Origin of the sequence: Mannheimia cairinae (assembly GCF_028649535.1) — a bacterium.
GTDB classification, from domain to species: domain Bacteria; phylum Pseudomonadota; class Gammaproteobacteria; order Enterobacterales; family Pasteurellaceae; genus Mannheimia; species Mannheimia cairinae.
The window spans coordinates 276,645-291,315 of record NZ_JAQSJE010000009.1; the positions used below are offsets into that span (position 1 = coordinate 276,645).

A 14,671-nucleotide genomic window follows, 5' to 3' on the forward strand; every position below is an offset into this window, starting at 1 on the left:
TATATTTATAGTGGGTGATTATTGTGTTGCTTGGATTGCAGTTAATGCAATGGTATAAACAATATCATCTACTAAAGCTCCACGAGATAAGTCATTTACTGGTTTTCTCATACCTTGTAACATTGGGCCGATTGAGACTAAATCAGCAGAGCGTTGTACTGCTTTATATGTGGTATTACCAGTATTTAAGTCTGGGAATACAAATACAGTTGCTTTACCCGCAACAGGAGAGTTTGGAGCTTTAGAGCGAGCCACATCTTCCATTACTGCTGCATCATATTGTAGTGGGCCATCAATAATTAAATCTGGACGTTTTTCTTGAGCAATACGTGTTGCTTCTTTTACTTTCTCAACATCTGCACCAGAACCTGATGTACCTGTTGAGTAAGAGATCATTGCCACACGTGGGTCAATACCAAATGCTTTTGCTGATTCTGCAGATTGAATTGCAATTTCTGCTAATTGTTCTGCTGTTGGATCTGGATTTACAGCACAGTCACCATATACTAATACTTGATCTGGTAATAGCATAAAGAAGATTGATGAAACAATAGAGCTACCTGGTGCTGTTTTAATAATTTGCATTGGTGGGCGAATGGTGTTCGCAGTAGTATGAACAGCACCTGAAACTAAACCATCAACTTCGCCAGCTTCTAGCATCATTGTACCTAACACAACGGTATCGGTTAATTGCTCACGTGCAACAACTTCTGTCATACCTTTTGCTTTACGTAATTCCACTAAACGAGCAACATAGTTTTCGCTTACTGTTTCAGGATCGATAATAGTAATACCTGAACCTAATTTAACTCCTTGTGCTTCAGCAACACGTTGAACATCAGTTGGATTTGCTAATAGTACACATTCTGCAATACCACGTTCAGCACATAATGCAGCGGCTTTTACCGTACGAGGCTCATCACCTTCTGGTAATACAATACGTTTTTTCGCTTGGCGTGCAAATTCAGTTAATTGATAACGGAACGCTGCAGGAGATAAACGACGTGCACGGCTTGCTGCTTTTGAAATTTCATCAACAAAACCTGCGTTAAATTGGCTTGCCATATATTCTTTAATTTCAGCAATACGTTCTTTATCATCTACAGGCACTTCTAAGCTAAAGCTTTGTAAACTTAATGCTGTTTGCCAAGTATTTCCTTCAATGCGGAATACAGGCACACCGGTTTCAAAGGCTTGCTGACAAAGTTTTGAAATTGGTAATTCAACTTTATAGCCACCTGTTAATAAGATTGCACCAATTTTAACGCCGTTCATTACTGCAAGTGATGCTGCAACTAAAACCTCTGGACGATCTGCAGAAGTTACTAATAAGCTACCCGCTTTAAAATGATCGACCATATGTGGAAGACTACGAGCACAGAAGGTTACACCACGAATACGGCGAGTTCTAATTTCACCTTCATATAAGATAGAAGCACCTAAGTGTTTTGCTACATCAATAGCACGAGTTGCGATAAGATCTGCTTTCCATTCAACACAACCTAAAAGCTTAATTGGACTTTTTGCAAATAGGTTCTCCACTTCAGCAACATTATTGCTAGAGTGTTGGAATGAATCAAAAATTTCAGTTAAATCTGGGCGAGTACGTCCTGATTCATCAACAGGTGCATTAAATTTATTAATAATTACACCAAGTAAATTAGGATTACTGCGGCCACCAAACTCGGATGCAGCTGCTTCAATACGTTCTTTTAATTGTGCCGGAGTATCTGATGCAGGAGCTGCAACTAATACAAGCTCAGCATCTAATGCTTGAGCCATTTCATAGTTGATGCTATTAGCATAAGAGTTTTTACGGGTTGGAATTAACCCCTCAATAACAACAATTTCATTATTTTTAGATAATTTCTGATGACGTTCTACAATTTTTTCTAATAAAACATCTGTTTGATTTTGACCAATAAGTGTTTCCGCTTCACTTAACATAAATGGTTCACCCACTTCTGTTGTTTGATCGGCACGAATAATTGTTGTAGAACGGTCTAATGTATCTTCACCACTAATAGGCTGTGAAATAGGTTTTAAAAAACCAACTTTAGAACCTTTTTGTTCTAATGCGTGGACTAAACCTAAGCTTACACTTGTTAAACCAACACCGGTTGAAATAGGAATAAGAATAATAGTTCTAGACATAATAATTTCCGATTTTAATAAAGTGAAAGGGCAGAATATCTGCCCCTATAATTATAATGCTAATTTAGCTGTATCTTGTGCGATAACTAATTCTTCATTAGTTGGAATAACTACAGCTTTGAAAGCTGAATCATCAGTTGTAATAACTCCTTCTTTACCAAAGCGAGCAGCAAGATTACGTTCGTTATCTAATTTAATACCGAATAATTTTAAATGATTTAATGTTAATTCACGTACGTGAGCTGAGTTCTCACCGATACCGCCTGTAAATGCAATAGCATCTAAGTGAGAATCGCCTAAGATAGCCATATATGCACCAATATATTTAGCTAAGCGATAGCTATATACATCTAAAGCACGTTTTGCTTCTGGTTTTGATGCATCATCATAGTTATCTTCCGCATAACGGCAGTCACTTGTTACTTCAGTTAAACCTAAAAGACCAGATTTTTTCACTAAAGTATCTTCGATCTGTTCCATTGACATACCTAAATTTTTGTATAGGTAGAAAATGATGGCAGGGTCAATATCACCAGAACGAGTACCCATTACTAAACCTTCTAATGGTGTTAAGCCCATTGAGGTATCGATACATTTACCATTGCGAACAACAGAAACCGAACCACCGTTACCTAAATGGCACACGATAACATTAGTTTGTTCAACTGGTTTATTTGTAAGCTCTGCAACTTGTGAAGTAATGAATAAATGGCTAGTACCGTGAGCACCGTAGCGACGGATACCTTGCTCTTTATATAGGTTATATGGAAGAGCATATAAGTATGCTTCTTCTGGCATAGTTTGGTGGAATGCTGTATCAAATACAGCAACATTTTTATCTTTTAATTCAGGGAAAATACGGAATGCTTCTTTAATACCAATTAAATGAGCAGGGTTGTGCAATGGTGCAAATTGAATTGCATCTTCAATACCTTTAACAACTTCATCTGTAATCAATGCTGAAGCAGTAAATTTTTCGCCACCGTGAACAATACGATGACCAATAGCACCAATGCTTGCTTTTAATTCATCAGATAATAATTTTTCAGCAATGAATGTAAGTGCTTCACTATGTGCTGCACCAGCACCTAAATCTGCATTACCTTTCTCACCGTTTAATTTCCATTTAATACGGGCATCTTCCAAATGAAATGCTTCAGCAAGACCTGATAATTTCTCGTTACCAGTTACAGGATCTAAAATAGCAAATTTAAGAGATGAGCTACCGCAGTTAAGGATTAAGATTAAGTTTTTAGACATTGTCAAATTACCTTTTTACGTGTTTTATGAAAGGAGTATATATATTACGCATACAAATTCATTATATGCAATCTTGATAAGGATACACTTTTAACGTATTAAAATAAATTCTATTTGGAAAAAATGTTACATTTTTTTGACATAACAAGACTTTTTGCATAAAAAATCATTTTTGTGATCTACTTCTCAAAAAAAGAGTAGAGAATGGAGTCTTCTTTTTATTAAAATATATGCCCCCAATTTTATACCTATAAACAATTATAAAGGAAATTATTATGCTTAATAGAAGACGTTTCATTCAATTAGGTGCAAGTGCAATGTTAGTGTTGGGTTCTAATCGATTTGCATTTGCAACCGGAGCAAAAACCAGTAAGGCAGATTTACGTGTTATTGCAACAACCGATATTCACGGTTTTTTGACAGATTTTGATTATTATAAAGATGCTCCAACAGAAAAATTTGGTTTTACTCGAACGGCAACATTAATCAAACAGGCTAGAGCAGAAGTAAAAAACAGCGTATTAGTTGATAATGGCGATTTAATTCAGGGCAATCCAATTTCAGATTACCAATCAACTAAAGGTTCCAAAGAAGGGAAGCCTGAACCTTCAATTATGGCATTAAATGCAATGCAATATGAAGTAGGAACGCTAGGCAATCACGAATTCAACTACGGTTTAGATTATTTAGATACCGCTATCAAACAAGCAAAATTCCCAATCATCAATGCAAATATTGTTAAACCAGGCACAGATGAACCTTTCTTCCAACCCTATTTCATTCAAGAAAAATCTATTGTAGATAATAACGGTAATACACAAACTGTAAAAATTGGTTATATCGGCTTTGTGCCGCCACAAGTAATGATTTGGGACAAAGCCAACCTTGAGGGTAAAGTAGAAGCCCGAGATATTGTTAAAACGGCAGAAAAATATGTGCCTATAGTAAAAGCAGAGGGGGCAGATGTCGTTGTTGCACTTGCTCATACTGGCCCGTCTGATGAACCTTATAAAGAAGGGGCAGAGAACTCAGCATTTTATTTAGCTGACGTAAAAGATATTGATGCGGTTGTATTTGGGCATTCACATCGCTTATTCCCAAATAAAGAATTTGCAAGCTCACCAAATGCTGACATTGAAAAAGGCACAATGAAAGGTGTACCAGAAAGTATGGCAGGCTATTGGGGCAACAATATTAGTGTGATTGATTTAACACTTGCGGAAAACAACGGTAAATGGGCGGTTGTAGATGGTAGAGCAGCATTACGTCCAATTTATGATGCTGAGAAGAAACAAGCAACTGTTGAAAATCACCCTGAAATGGTCGCATTACTAAAAGAAACTCACGAAGCAACACGTAGCTTTGTTTCTCAACCGATTGGTAATGCAACAGACAATATGTATAGCTACCTCGCATTAGTACAAGATGACCCGACTATTCAAATTGTAAACCAAGCTCAAAAAGCTTATGTAGAAAATGTTGTTAAAGGTTTACCTGAACTTGCAGGCTTACCTATTTTAAGTGCTGGAGCACCATTTAAAGCCGGTGGTCGTAAAAACGATCCTACAGGTTATACAGAAGTTGATAAAGGCGAATTAACATTCCGTAATGCCTCTGATTTATATCTATATCCAAATACTTTAGTTGTAGTAAAAGCAACAGGAGCAGAACTAAAAGAATGGTTGGAATGTAGTGCGGGTATGTTCAAACAGATTGATGTGACTAGCGATAAACCGCAATATCTATTAGATTGGACAGGTTTCCGTACCTATAATTACGATGTTATTGATGGGGTAGAATATCAATTTGATTTAACTCAGCCAGCTCGTTACGATGGCGATTGCAAACTTATTAATAAAGATTCACACCGTGTGGTTAATCTGACTTTTAACGGTAAACCTGTTGATGAAAAACAAGAGTTTTTAATTGCAACGAATAACTATCGTGCTTATGGTGGTAAATTCCCGGGTACAGGCGATAAACACATTGTGTTTGCAGCTCCTGATGAAAACCGTCAAGTGTTAGCAAACTATATTTCAGCAGAAACTAAAGCACACGGAAAAGTAAGTCCAAAAGCAGACAACAACTGGCGAATTGCACCAATTTCATCAAACGTGAAATTAGATATTCGCTTTGAAACATCGCCAACAGAAAAAGCAAAAGCCTTTATTCAAACTAATGCACAATATCCAATGGAATATGTGGAAAATGATGAGATAGGTTTTGCAGTGTATCGAGTTGATTTAACAAAATAAGGACGATTTCATAAACGAAACAAGTAAACAAGCGGTTAAATTTGTAAAATATTTTGCAAATTTAACCGCTTGATTTTAAAGGTTATTTACCCGTTAAATTGACTGTCTATATTCTGGCGAATTTCATCAAAATTGGTTAATTTTATTAATTTACCATTTTCAAAAATCACTTCTAAAAGATCATCTGAAAAATCATCAAGGGCAGTTAAGCCATCAACATAAGAGTCTAGCGAAGTCACTTTTACACGTCCTTTTTGCGATTTTTTTAATCCAGAATCCGTTTTAGGGGCTTTAAATATTGCCTTTTCAATGCCATCAATAGTAATTGATGTCGCTTTAATGGCAAAACCAAGGGTATCACGTGTATTACGTTGATAGGTTTGTGCACCGACACCAAACACAATATTACTTGATGCAAAGCCTTTGGCTTTTAAACCTTCTAAAATAGTAATCATTTTTTCATAAGTGACACCATCTCCGTAAATAGCTCCTATATGCGAATCGAGCTCTTTATAACCTTGATTATTTGTGGTTCCGCCAAATATATCCCATAAACACTCGATCAATCCTTTACGTTCATATTCCGTTTTCGCATTTGGATTGCCACAAATAATGGTAAAAAAATCACCGCTATCAGGACGGATAATCACTTTTGCATTTTCAGGTCGAGCTAATATTTCACCTTTTAACAAGGGGAGATTTACCGTAATATTGTGCCAAAAATCTGTAGTATCAGCGACAATAGAGAGAGCATTATTAGGGTATTTTTTCATTAAATAACGGAAAGTTGGCAGCTCATCAACACCGTGTGAACTCATTACTGAATGTTCAGAGGCTGGAATAGAAGTGCCAATAAGTGATGTAGCACCATAATATGTCTTAACATATGAAATTGCAGGAATGGTATCTGTGCCTAAAAAAGCCGTTAAATGCCCAGCTCCCGAACTTTCCGCCGATTCCAAAGAACTCATTCCTCGCATAGAGAAATCGTGAGATTGAAATGGAATATGAGCTTGATTATCACAAGTTTGTTTCGCAAATTCAGTTAGAATTTTACGATAAGCAAATGCAATAGATGCAGAAGTAATAGGTTGCCATAAAGAAACATTGATTAAAGTTTCTAAATAGTTAGTAAGCCAGAAAAAATCTGGATGGGTGTTTTCAATCGTCATCATCGGTACTTTAATTGCTACGGATTTACCTTCTGGAATCGCTTTAATTCGAATAGGTAAGTATCCTAACTGATGTAATTGAGCAATATGTTCACCGTTATCGCTTATTTGCAAAGTATCAGCAATAAAGGTTGTATATTCCGATACCACTTCGTTTTGAGAGCGAGTAAAGAAATTATCATTAAAATAATGAATTAAATACTTTTTGATAAAAGCTTGAAATCCAAATGAAACGACTTGAGTAAGAAATGGTGCATTTGCATTACTACGAGGGGTGAATGTACTATATAAAAACTGTGAGTTTTCTGGATACTGAATTCGGTGTGATGTTTTATAAAAATCACATAATAAAGACGGAATAGCTGTAGAACGTATTTTTTTATTAGATAAGTTATGCATATTTTACATTTTAAGTTCTATTAAATGATTGATACAAAATATCATAATGTAAAGTATTTGCAACTTATTTTATAAATATTGGAATTTATCTAGAAAATAGGTTTTATCTCTGCATATTTAAATATTATTAATTCCAGTTGAACTTTCGCATAACGTAGATTATGTTAAATAGAGTATAAAGAAAAACCATCTCATACGAAATGGTTTTCTTGAAAGGTAAATAAGACAAATTATTTCAGCTGTTTAAATGCTTGTAATAAATCAGCCTTAATATCTTCAACGTGTTCTAAACCCACAGAAAATCTTAATAGATTATTGGTAATGCCTCGTGCGATACGTTCTGCTTCTGGAATATCCATATGGGTTTGCGTTGCTGGATAAGTGATAAAACTTTCTGTACCGCCTAAACTTTCTGCAAAGGTAATCAATTTCATTGCTTTAAGGAATTTTGGTACCCATTCTTCTTTTTGTAGGCGGAAAGATAACATTCCACTTTTTCCTGAATAAAGTACGCTGTCAATTTCAGGCTGCTCTGCTAAAAATTTAGCTAATTCTGTTGCATTTGATTGGTGACGCTCCATACGTAATGCTAGTGTTTTTAAGCCTCGAACCGCAAGGTATGAATCAAATGGTGAAAGTACCGCACCAGCACAATTTTGGAAATAGAATAAGCGTTCAGTTAAGTTTTGACCATTTACTTTAGTTGCTTCAGAATCTTTCGCAACGATTAAGCCAGCCAATACATCATTATGACCAGAAAGATATTTGGTCGCACTATGAACAACAATATCTGCCCCCTGTTCAATCGGGCGGAATAATACTGGTGTTAAAAATGTATTATCCACAATTAACATTAGATTATGCTTTTTCGCAATTTTAGAAATCGCTGCAACATCACATTCTTCCATTAAAGGGTTAGAAGGTGTTTCAACAAAAATCGCTTTTGTATTTGGGTTAATTGCTGCTTCAATCGCTACTAAATCAGCCGTATTGACATAAACCGGCTTTAAGGTGTTGTGATTTTTATGGCTGAAATCAAATAAACGGTAAGATCCGCCGTAAACATCACTTGAAATAATCCATTCATCAGTGCCTTTAAATAAAGACATAATTAGTTGAATAGCTGCCATTCCAGACGACATTGCAAACCCTGCGTCTCCGCCCTCTAAATCGGCAATTCCCTGCTCTAACACGGCTCGAGTTGGGTTTTTAGTGCGAGTATAGTCCCAACCGGTTGATTCCCCCAAGCCATCACGACCATAAGCAGTTGATAAAATAATTGGGGTGGCGACTGCCCCAGTTCTTGGGTCAGTACGGTTTCCCATTTGTACTAAGGTGGTTTCGATGTTGTTGAATTTTGTCATTGTTATTCCTTTATATATCCCCTATTTTGAATAAGGGATTCTCGATACTTAGCAATAGTCTATAAATTATTTAAATCCAGAACGTCTGTCATATCAAACAAACCGCTTTGTTTGGTGTTTAGCCATTTTGCAGCACGCACTGCCCCGTTGGCAAAAGTCATACGGCTTGAGGCTTTATGTGCAATTTCCACACGTTCACCTTCATCAGCAAACCAAACAGAATGCTCGCCAATCACATCGCCGGCACGAATGGTGGCAAAGCCGATTTCATCACGTTTACGCTCGCCAGCAATACCGTTTCGCTCAAATACACCGTGCGTTTTTAAATCACGGCCAAGGGTTTTCGCAATATGTTCACCCATTGATAATGCCGTGCCAGACGGAGCATCAACTTTATGGCGATGGTGGGCTTCAATCACTTCAATATCACAATAATCGCCCATCACTTTAGCTGCTTTTTCTAACAGTTTAAACACTAAGTTCACACCAACGCTGTAGTTTGATGCAAATACAATACCAATTTTTTCAGAAGCAGATTGAATTGCTTCTTTACCTGCATCATCAAAACCTGTGGTGCCAATAACCATTTGTTTGTTGTGTTTCACACAAATAGCAATGTGCTCTAATGTACCTTCAGGGCGAGTGAAATCAATTAACACATCAAATTTATCTACATTTTGCTCTACATTATCTGAAACGGCTATCCCTAAGTTGCCAACACCGACTAACTCGCCTGCGTCAGCTCCTACTAATGTTGAACCTTTACGCTCAAAAGCCGCACCTAGCTCTACTCCCTCAGCATTTTGTACTGCAGTGATCAAATTACGCCCCATTCTACCGCCGGCACCGACGATTCCGATTTTTAATGTCATATTCTTTCCTTTTTTGTTGTGTTTATTATTACAAGCGGTTGAATTTTACAAGAATTTTGCAAAATTTTGTGAATTTTTTACCGCTTGCAGACTATTTATCTGCTTTCCCCATTACCGCAATATGTACGGTAATCTCTTCTCTGTCGTGATAGAGATGTTTGGCCTGAATGTTAAACCAAAAGCCGTGTTTTTCTAGCTCTTCTTCCAAATATTGCAAACAAAGCTGAACTTCTTGATAACGCTTTTTCATTGGGAGTTTTAAATTGAAAATTGTTTCTCTACACCAACCATTTACTAACCATTTCGCCATAAGTTTAGCAATTCGCATTGGCTGCTCAACCATATCGCACACAAGCCAATCAATTTGCTTACGTTTAGGCGGTTGGAATTTAAAACCGCCTTCAGGGCAATGTTCTATTCTGCCTGTTTCGTGCAAGCTAGCTGCCATTTTACCGTGATCGACCGCATAAACAAACACACCACGTTTTACTAATTGATACGTCCAACCACCTGGGCAAGCACCAAGATCTACACCTGTCATCGAATCATTAAAACGTTTTTTCTCTTCTGCTTGTGGAATAAAAGTTAAAATTGCCTCTTCTAATTTTAAAGTAGAACGGCTTGGTGCTTCAGCAGGGAATTTCAATCGAGGAATGCCCATAAAAAATGGCGATTTATTCTGATTATAAGCATAGCCGACATAGCACGCCCCCGAACGAACAAAGAGAATGTGCAAACTTACACTCCCTTTCATACTTTCAGGCTTACCAAGCCAACCTTGTTTTTTCAGGGCTGAACGCAGTGGCACGGTAAATTTACGGCAGAATGTTAAAAGCTCTTTCGCTTCATTGGTATCTGGCGTTTCGACAAAAATATCTGAGCTGTTGCGAGGATTAAATTCTGCAAATTGAGCTAAAATCGGCGAAATTCGGTCATTTTCAGGTAAATTTTGCAGTAAATCACCCACTACTATCATTTGGCGAGCAAAAATAAACTGCTCAAATTTTAATTCTTTTGCAAGCTTATCTGCATCGCCAGCTTGATAACACTCAAAAATCACATAGCCGCTATTTTCTTTTAAGTTAGCAAAACCAAATATGCCTAATTGAGCTGCTTTATCGGTAATCTCCCCTGCTACTTCTTTTTCAAACCCTGCACGGCAATATAGAGCTAGTTTATTGAACATTTCGCCCTCTCAAACTTACAAAAAGTAATACACACCAACCAAACATAAAGCTCAAACCACCAATCGGTGTAAACCAATGAATTGTCGGTATATTTAAAGCAAGCAAATAAAGATTTCCGCTGAATAAAAGAATACCTAATGCCCAACTGCCACCAATTAAGTTGAAGGCTTTTGCTCTACAAGCGGGTGGATTTTGCACAGAATTTGCAATTTGAAATAAACCTAAGGCAAGAATAGCCAACGTATGGAACATTTGATATTTAATACCGGTATCTATCCAGCCCAATGCTTTAATTGATAATTGAGCTGATAATGCGTGACTAGCAATCGCCCCAAAAGCGACGGTAAATAAACCGCTAAGAGCTGCTATTGCAACAAATTTATTTTTCATAAAAGGATCGTTTTCTAACTAAATAAAAGTGCTTACTATAGCATATTCTCAATGCTCATAAGCGATGAAATTGTGCAAAAAGTTTAAAAGGAAATAGTTTCTCAGGTAAATAATTTAAGCAATCATTCGCTGAATCGCTTCATTTCTCCACTTAAATAGATTTTGTGCTTGTGGCAAATTCGGGGCGAGATGATCAAAACCATGATAAACACCGCTGATAATATGTAGTTCGGTTGGCACGCCAGCCTCAATTAAACGGTTGGCAAAATCCAAATTTTCATTAACAAACAAATCCATACTGGCTGTAATAATACAAGTTGGGGGCAAATGGCTGACATCACTTGCCAAACTTGCCGAATAATAGCTAATCTGATTTTGGGCTATATTTTGACTACCACGAAGAATCTGCCAAGCGGTTTGGTTGTGGGTGGGTGTCCAAATAAATTCACCGGTAAATTTGCTTTGATATAACGAATGCTCACCACCAGTACGGCAATCTAACATCGGATAAATCAGTACTTGACCTGCCACAGAAAAGGTATTTTTATCTCGTACCATCAGGCTTAAATTAGCAGTTAAACCACCGCCACCACTCTCCCCCATTAGCACAATTTTATCTCTATTGATCCCTAAAGTATCAGCATTTTCAATAAGGTAAGATAAGCCATAATAAGCATCGTTAATTTGAGCGGGGAACGGTGTTTCGCTCGCAACCCTATATTCCAAACTCACAACAACAGCCCCCGTTTCTTCAGCTATTGCAAACAACATTGGGCTAGATAGTCTGGCATTCCCCATAACATAACCGCCACCGTGTGAATAATAAATCACAGGCAACGCTGTTGATGTATGTCTCGTTTTTGGATAATACACATACATATCTACTGCTGGTTGATTGCCTTTAGCGGGAGCTATCCATTTACTATCTGGCTGAATAGGATCTTTGTCTGCTTGTGCGATTAATTGTTTTTGCACTTCACGAATATTGTCTAAATTAAATGATTCGGCAGGAATAACTTCATTTGCTGAAATATCTCGATATTCAGGTGCTAATAAATGAGCGGTGCGGTAGGTCGTCATAGGGTATTTCCTATTTAGAGTACTGATATATTTATTATAAACATTCCTTTTTTCTGATTTTACAAAAATTATCCAATTCCTTAAATATTATTCATATTAAAAGCTGTAATTTGAGGAAAAACTGTAAATTATCTATGCAGATAAGGGATATTTTTGATGCCGACTTTGGATAATTTGTACGAATGGGGCGAGCAGTATCGCTAATGAGATGAATTTGGGGCGGATTGTGTGATGGAGTTTTTATGCAATGAAAAAATAGTACGTTCCAATAAAGTTCGGCATTAATATGGATAGACAACCTCAAACATCGCTCATTTAGAACGATGTTTGAGGTTTAATTTTAACTGTATTTACAGAGGCTTATGAATCTTAAAACCCCCATCCACCAGAATTTCTGCACCTGTGATAAATTTGACTTCATCGCTTGCTAAAAATAGTGTGGTATGAGCAACATCAAGTGGGTCTCCCATTCGGCCTAATGGGTTAAAGCTTGCTATTTCAGCTAGCTTTTCTTCACTAGAATATTGTTTTGCCATAGGTGTTAAAATTGGACCAGGCGAAACAGAGTTTACTCTGATATTGTATTTGCCTAATCGTGAAGCCATCGCTCTAGTTAAAGCATCAACAGCACCTTTAGAGGCAGAGTAAGAAAGTCCAGCAATACCCTCTCCTGCTACGTGTACACCTAAGGTATTGATGTTAATAATAGCACTGATGTCATTTTGTTTCATATAAGGAACAACAGCACAAATGCCTAAAAAAGCACCATCGGCATTAACTTTCATTACTTTTTGCCATTCACTTAAAGAGGCATCTTCATATTTCCAGTCAGCTCCACCAATGGCAGCATTATTGACTAAAATGTCGATTTTCCCAAATCTATCAATAACTTCTTTAGTGACATTTTCCCAAGAATCTTGCTCTGCAATATTATGCACAATACCTAATGCCACATCGCCATATTGATTTTGAAGATCTGTAACCAAATTCTCTATAGCAGTTTGTTGCACGTCTGTAATCACTACCTTAGCTCCTTCTCTGGCAAAAACACGTGCTGTTATTTCGCCCATACCACTAGCAGATCCAGTAATAATAGCAACTTTATTTTCTAATCGCCCCATTTTATTCTCCTTAGTTAATGGATTTTTGTTACGCTATATTGATAAGCTACACCCAAATGCTCTCGTAAAGTTGAGCCCTCATAATCAGTATGATAAATTCCTCGTTCTTGCAAAATTGGTACCACTTTTTCTACAAAATCTTTCACTCCTTTTTGGCTGTCTGGAGCAAGCGAAAAGCCATCTGTCGCTCCTGCTTTAAACCATTTTTCCATAAAATCAGCGACATCTTTTGGGGTACCCACTACTACGGGATGGTAGTTAATTACACCATTTGCTAGCACTTCTTTAGGAGACATTCCTTGTTTGATAAGCTCTACAGCTCTAGGTGAGCGAGGATCTTGAGGATGTGGTATTGCTTGATTTTGTAAGGATTCAGGCAAAGGTTTATTCACATCTAGTTTATGAAGATTTACCCCAATCATTGCAGATAAATAACGGATTTGTCCTTCAAATTCCTCTTTGCTCATAAAATCTAAAAGCTTATATCGTCTTGCTAATGCTTCTTCATAAGTATCGCCAATGGTAAACATAAATCCGGAGAACATATTAATCTCATTAGCATTTCTACCATATCGAATAGCACTTTGTTTTAATATGTTTCGATAAGCTTTAGCTTCATCTATTGTAAATGGATTCGCATACACTCCACTTGCAAATCGCCCTGCAAGCTCAATTCCTTCAGGGCTTGGGCCAGCCTGAAAAATAGGGGGTTGCCCCTGTGGTGTAGCGGGAATGGGTAATGCACCTTTAACTTGGTAATGCTTACCTTTGTAAAAAGCAGGCTTAATTTTGCTCATATCAGCAAAAATACCTGTAGTTTTGTCTGTAATATAGGCATTTTCACTAAAGCCTCCCCACAACGTTTGTACTGCTTCTATCATTTCGTGAGCCATTTCATAACGTATCGTCGTATTTGGGAGAGGTGCATCGCCAAAGTTATAAGCTGTTTCTCTTGTGCCAGTTGTTACCGCATTCCAACCCAGTCGTCCTTTACTTAAGGTGTCTAGTGTTTTTAATTGACGAGCTAAATTGTATGGTAGGTTGTAAGTTGTAGAAAACGTTGCCACCATACCAATTTTTTGCGTAGCATAGGCAACAGCAGATAGCATTACCATTGGCTCAAGCGGAAAAGCAGGTGAACGGGTAGAAATATCTGTACCACCGCCTGCTCCACCAAAAGATGGGGTATCCGCAATAAATAATGTATGAATTTTCCCTTTTTCTGCGGTTTTTGCCATTTCTACATAAAAATCAATATCGGTATATGCACGTTCATTACTGTCAGGTAAACGCCAAGATTGGAATTCACCGCCATATCCAGAAACGAGTTGTAAAGCGAGTTTCATTTTTTTATTTGAGTTATCTAAGTAATCTTTCATTATCGTATCCTCAATCTATGAAATTGTGGAATGATTAT

At 37.2% G+C, this 14,671-nt stretch carries 11 protein-coding genes; 1 reads left to right on the top strand and 10 read right to left on the bottom strand.

Annotated elements, in window-relative coordinates; all coding sequences use genetic code 11:
• Positions 1 to 18: 18 nt before the first annotated feature.
• Positions 19 to 2,154 carry a phosphate acetyltransferase gene (gene pta / locus PTQ27_RS10320; RefSeq protein WP_273748756.1) on the bottom strand — a complete coding sequence of 712 codons (2,136 nt, stop codon included), beginning with the start codon at positions 2,152 to 2,154 and terminating at the stop codon, positions 19 to 21.
• A 51-nt stretch (positions 2,155 to 2,205) separates the two neighbouring features.
• Complete coding sequence (locus tag PTQ27_RS10325) at positions 2,206 to 3,414, bottom strand: acetate kinase (RefSeq protein WP_273748755.1); 1,209 nt, start codon at positions 3,412 to 3,414, stop codon at positions 2,206 to 2,208.
• Between the two features lie 275 nt (positions 3,415 to 3,689).
• Here PTQ27_RS10325 and cpdB point away from each other — a divergent pair, with 275 nt between their 5' ends.
• Positions 3,690 to 5,669: a 2',3'-cyclic-nucleotide 2'-phosphodiesterase gene (gene cpdB / locus PTQ27_RS10330; protein WP_273748754.1), complete on the top strand. Its 1,980-nt coding sequence runs from the start codon at positions 3,690 to 3,692 to the stop codon at positions 5,667 to 5,669.
• Positions 5,670 to 5,755: 86 nt separating this feature from the next.
• Here cpdB and PTQ27_RS10335 read toward each other — a convergent pair whose 3' ends face one another.
• The 8 genes from PTQ27_RS10335 to PTQ27_RS10370 form a co-directional block, all read right to left on the bottom strand.
• Positions 5,756 to 7,240: a nicotinate phosphoribosyltransferase gene (locus PTQ27_RS10335; protein ID WP_273748753.1), complete on the bottom strand. Its 1,485-nt coding sequence runs from the start codon at positions 7,238 to 7,240 to the stop codon at positions 5,756 to 5,758.
• Positions 7,241 to 7,470: 230 nt separating this feature from the next.
• Positions 7,471 to 8,604 (bottom strand): methionine biosynthesis PLP-dependent protein, encoded by a 1,134-nt coding sequence (locus tag PTQ27_RS10340; RefSeq protein ID WP_273748752.1) that lies wholly within the window; start codon positions 8,602 to 8,604, stop codon positions 7,471 to 7,473.
• Between the two features lie 59 nt (positions 8,605 to 8,663).
• Positions 8,664 to 9,476, bottom strand: a complete 813-nt coding sequence (gene dapB, locus PTQ27_RS10345) for a 4-hydroxy-tetrahydrodipicolinate reductase (protein WP_273748751.1) — start codon at positions 9,474 to 9,476, stop codon at positions 8,664 to 8,666.
• A 91-nt stretch (positions 9,477 to 9,567) separates the two neighbouring features.
• Positions 9,568 to 10,662: a 23S rRNA (cytidine(2498)-2'-O)-methyltransferase RlmM gene (gene rlmM / locus PTQ27_RS10350; protein WP_273748750.1), complete on the bottom strand. Its 1,095-nt coding sequence runs from the start codon at positions 10,660 to 10,662 to the stop codon at positions 9,568 to 9,570.
• Positions 10,652 to 11,053 (bottom strand): DUF423 domain-containing protein, encoded by a 402-nt coding sequence (locus tag PTQ27_RS10355; protein ID WP_273748749.1) that lies wholly within the window; start codon positions 11,051 to 11,053, stop codon positions 10,652 to 10,654. The genes rlmM and PTQ27_RS10355 overlap by 11 nt, the downstream gene beginning before the upstream one ends.
• 114 nt (positions 11,054 to 11,167) lie before the next feature.
• Positions 11,168 to 12,133: an alpha/beta hydrolase gene (locus PTQ27_RS10360; RefSeq protein WP_273748748.1), complete on the bottom strand. Its 966-nt coding sequence runs from the start codon at positions 12,131 to 12,133 to the stop codon at positions 11,168 to 11,170.
• A 350-nt stretch (positions 12,134 to 12,483) separates the two neighbouring features.
• Complete coding sequence (locus tag PTQ27_RS10365) at positions 12,484 to 13,254, bottom strand: SDR family NAD(P)-dependent oxidoreductase (RefSeq protein WP_273748747.1); 771 nt, start codon at positions 13,252 to 13,254, stop codon at positions 12,484 to 12,486.
• Between the two features lie 14 nt (positions 13,255 to 13,268).
• On the bottom strand, positions 13,269 to 14,633 hold the full coding sequence (locus PTQ27_RS10370) for an NtaA/DmoA family FMN-dependent monooxygenase (RefSeq protein WP_273748746.1): 1,365 nt from the start codon (positions 14,631 to 14,633) through the stop codon (positions 13,269 to 13,271).
• Between the last annotated feature and the right edge of the window lie 38 nt (positions 14,634 to 14,671).

Coding starts and splice junctions, on each gene's coding strand:
- pta (WP_273748756.1), bottom strand. CDS start 2,154: ATGTCTAGAACTATTATTCTTATTCCTATTTCAACCGGTGTTGGTTTA.
- PTQ27_RS10325 (WP_273748755.1), bottom strand. CDS start 3,414: ATGTCTAAAAACTTAATCTTAATCCTTAACTGCGGTAGCTCATCTCTT.
- cpdB (WP_273748754.1), top strand. CDS start 3,690: ATGCTTAATAGAAGACGTTTCATTCAATTAGGTGCAAGTGCAATGTTA.
- PTQ27_RS10335 (WP_273748753.1), bottom strand. CDS start 7,240: ATGCATAACTTATCTAATAAAAAAATACGTTCTACAGCTATTCCGTCT.
- PTQ27_RS10340 (WP_273748752.1), bottom strand. CDS start 8,604: ATGACAAAATTCAACAACATCGAAACCACCTTAGTACAAATGGGAAAC.
- dapB (WP_273748751.1), bottom strand. CDS start 9,476: ATGACATTAAAAATCGGAATCGTCGGTGCCGGCGGTAGAATGGGGCGT.
- rlmM (WP_273748750.1), bottom strand. CDS start 10,662: ATGTTCAATAAACTAGCTCTATATTGCCGTGCAGGGTTTGAAAAAGAA.
- PTQ27_RS10355 (WP_273748749.1), bottom strand. CDS start 11,053: ATGAAAAATAAATTTGTTGCAATAGCAGCTCTTAGCGGTTTATTTACC.
- PTQ27_RS10360 (WP_273748748.1), bottom strand. CDS start 12,133: ATGACGACCTACCGCACCGCTCATTTATTAGCACCTGAATATCGAGAT.
- PTQ27_RS10365 (WP_273748747.1), bottom strand. CDS start 13,254: ATGGGGCGATTAGAAAATAAAGTTGCTATTATTACTGGATCTGCTAGT.
- PTQ27_RS10370 (WP_273748746.1), bottom strand. CDS start 14,633: ATGAAAGATTACTTAGATAACTCAAATAAAAAAATGAAACTCGCTTTA.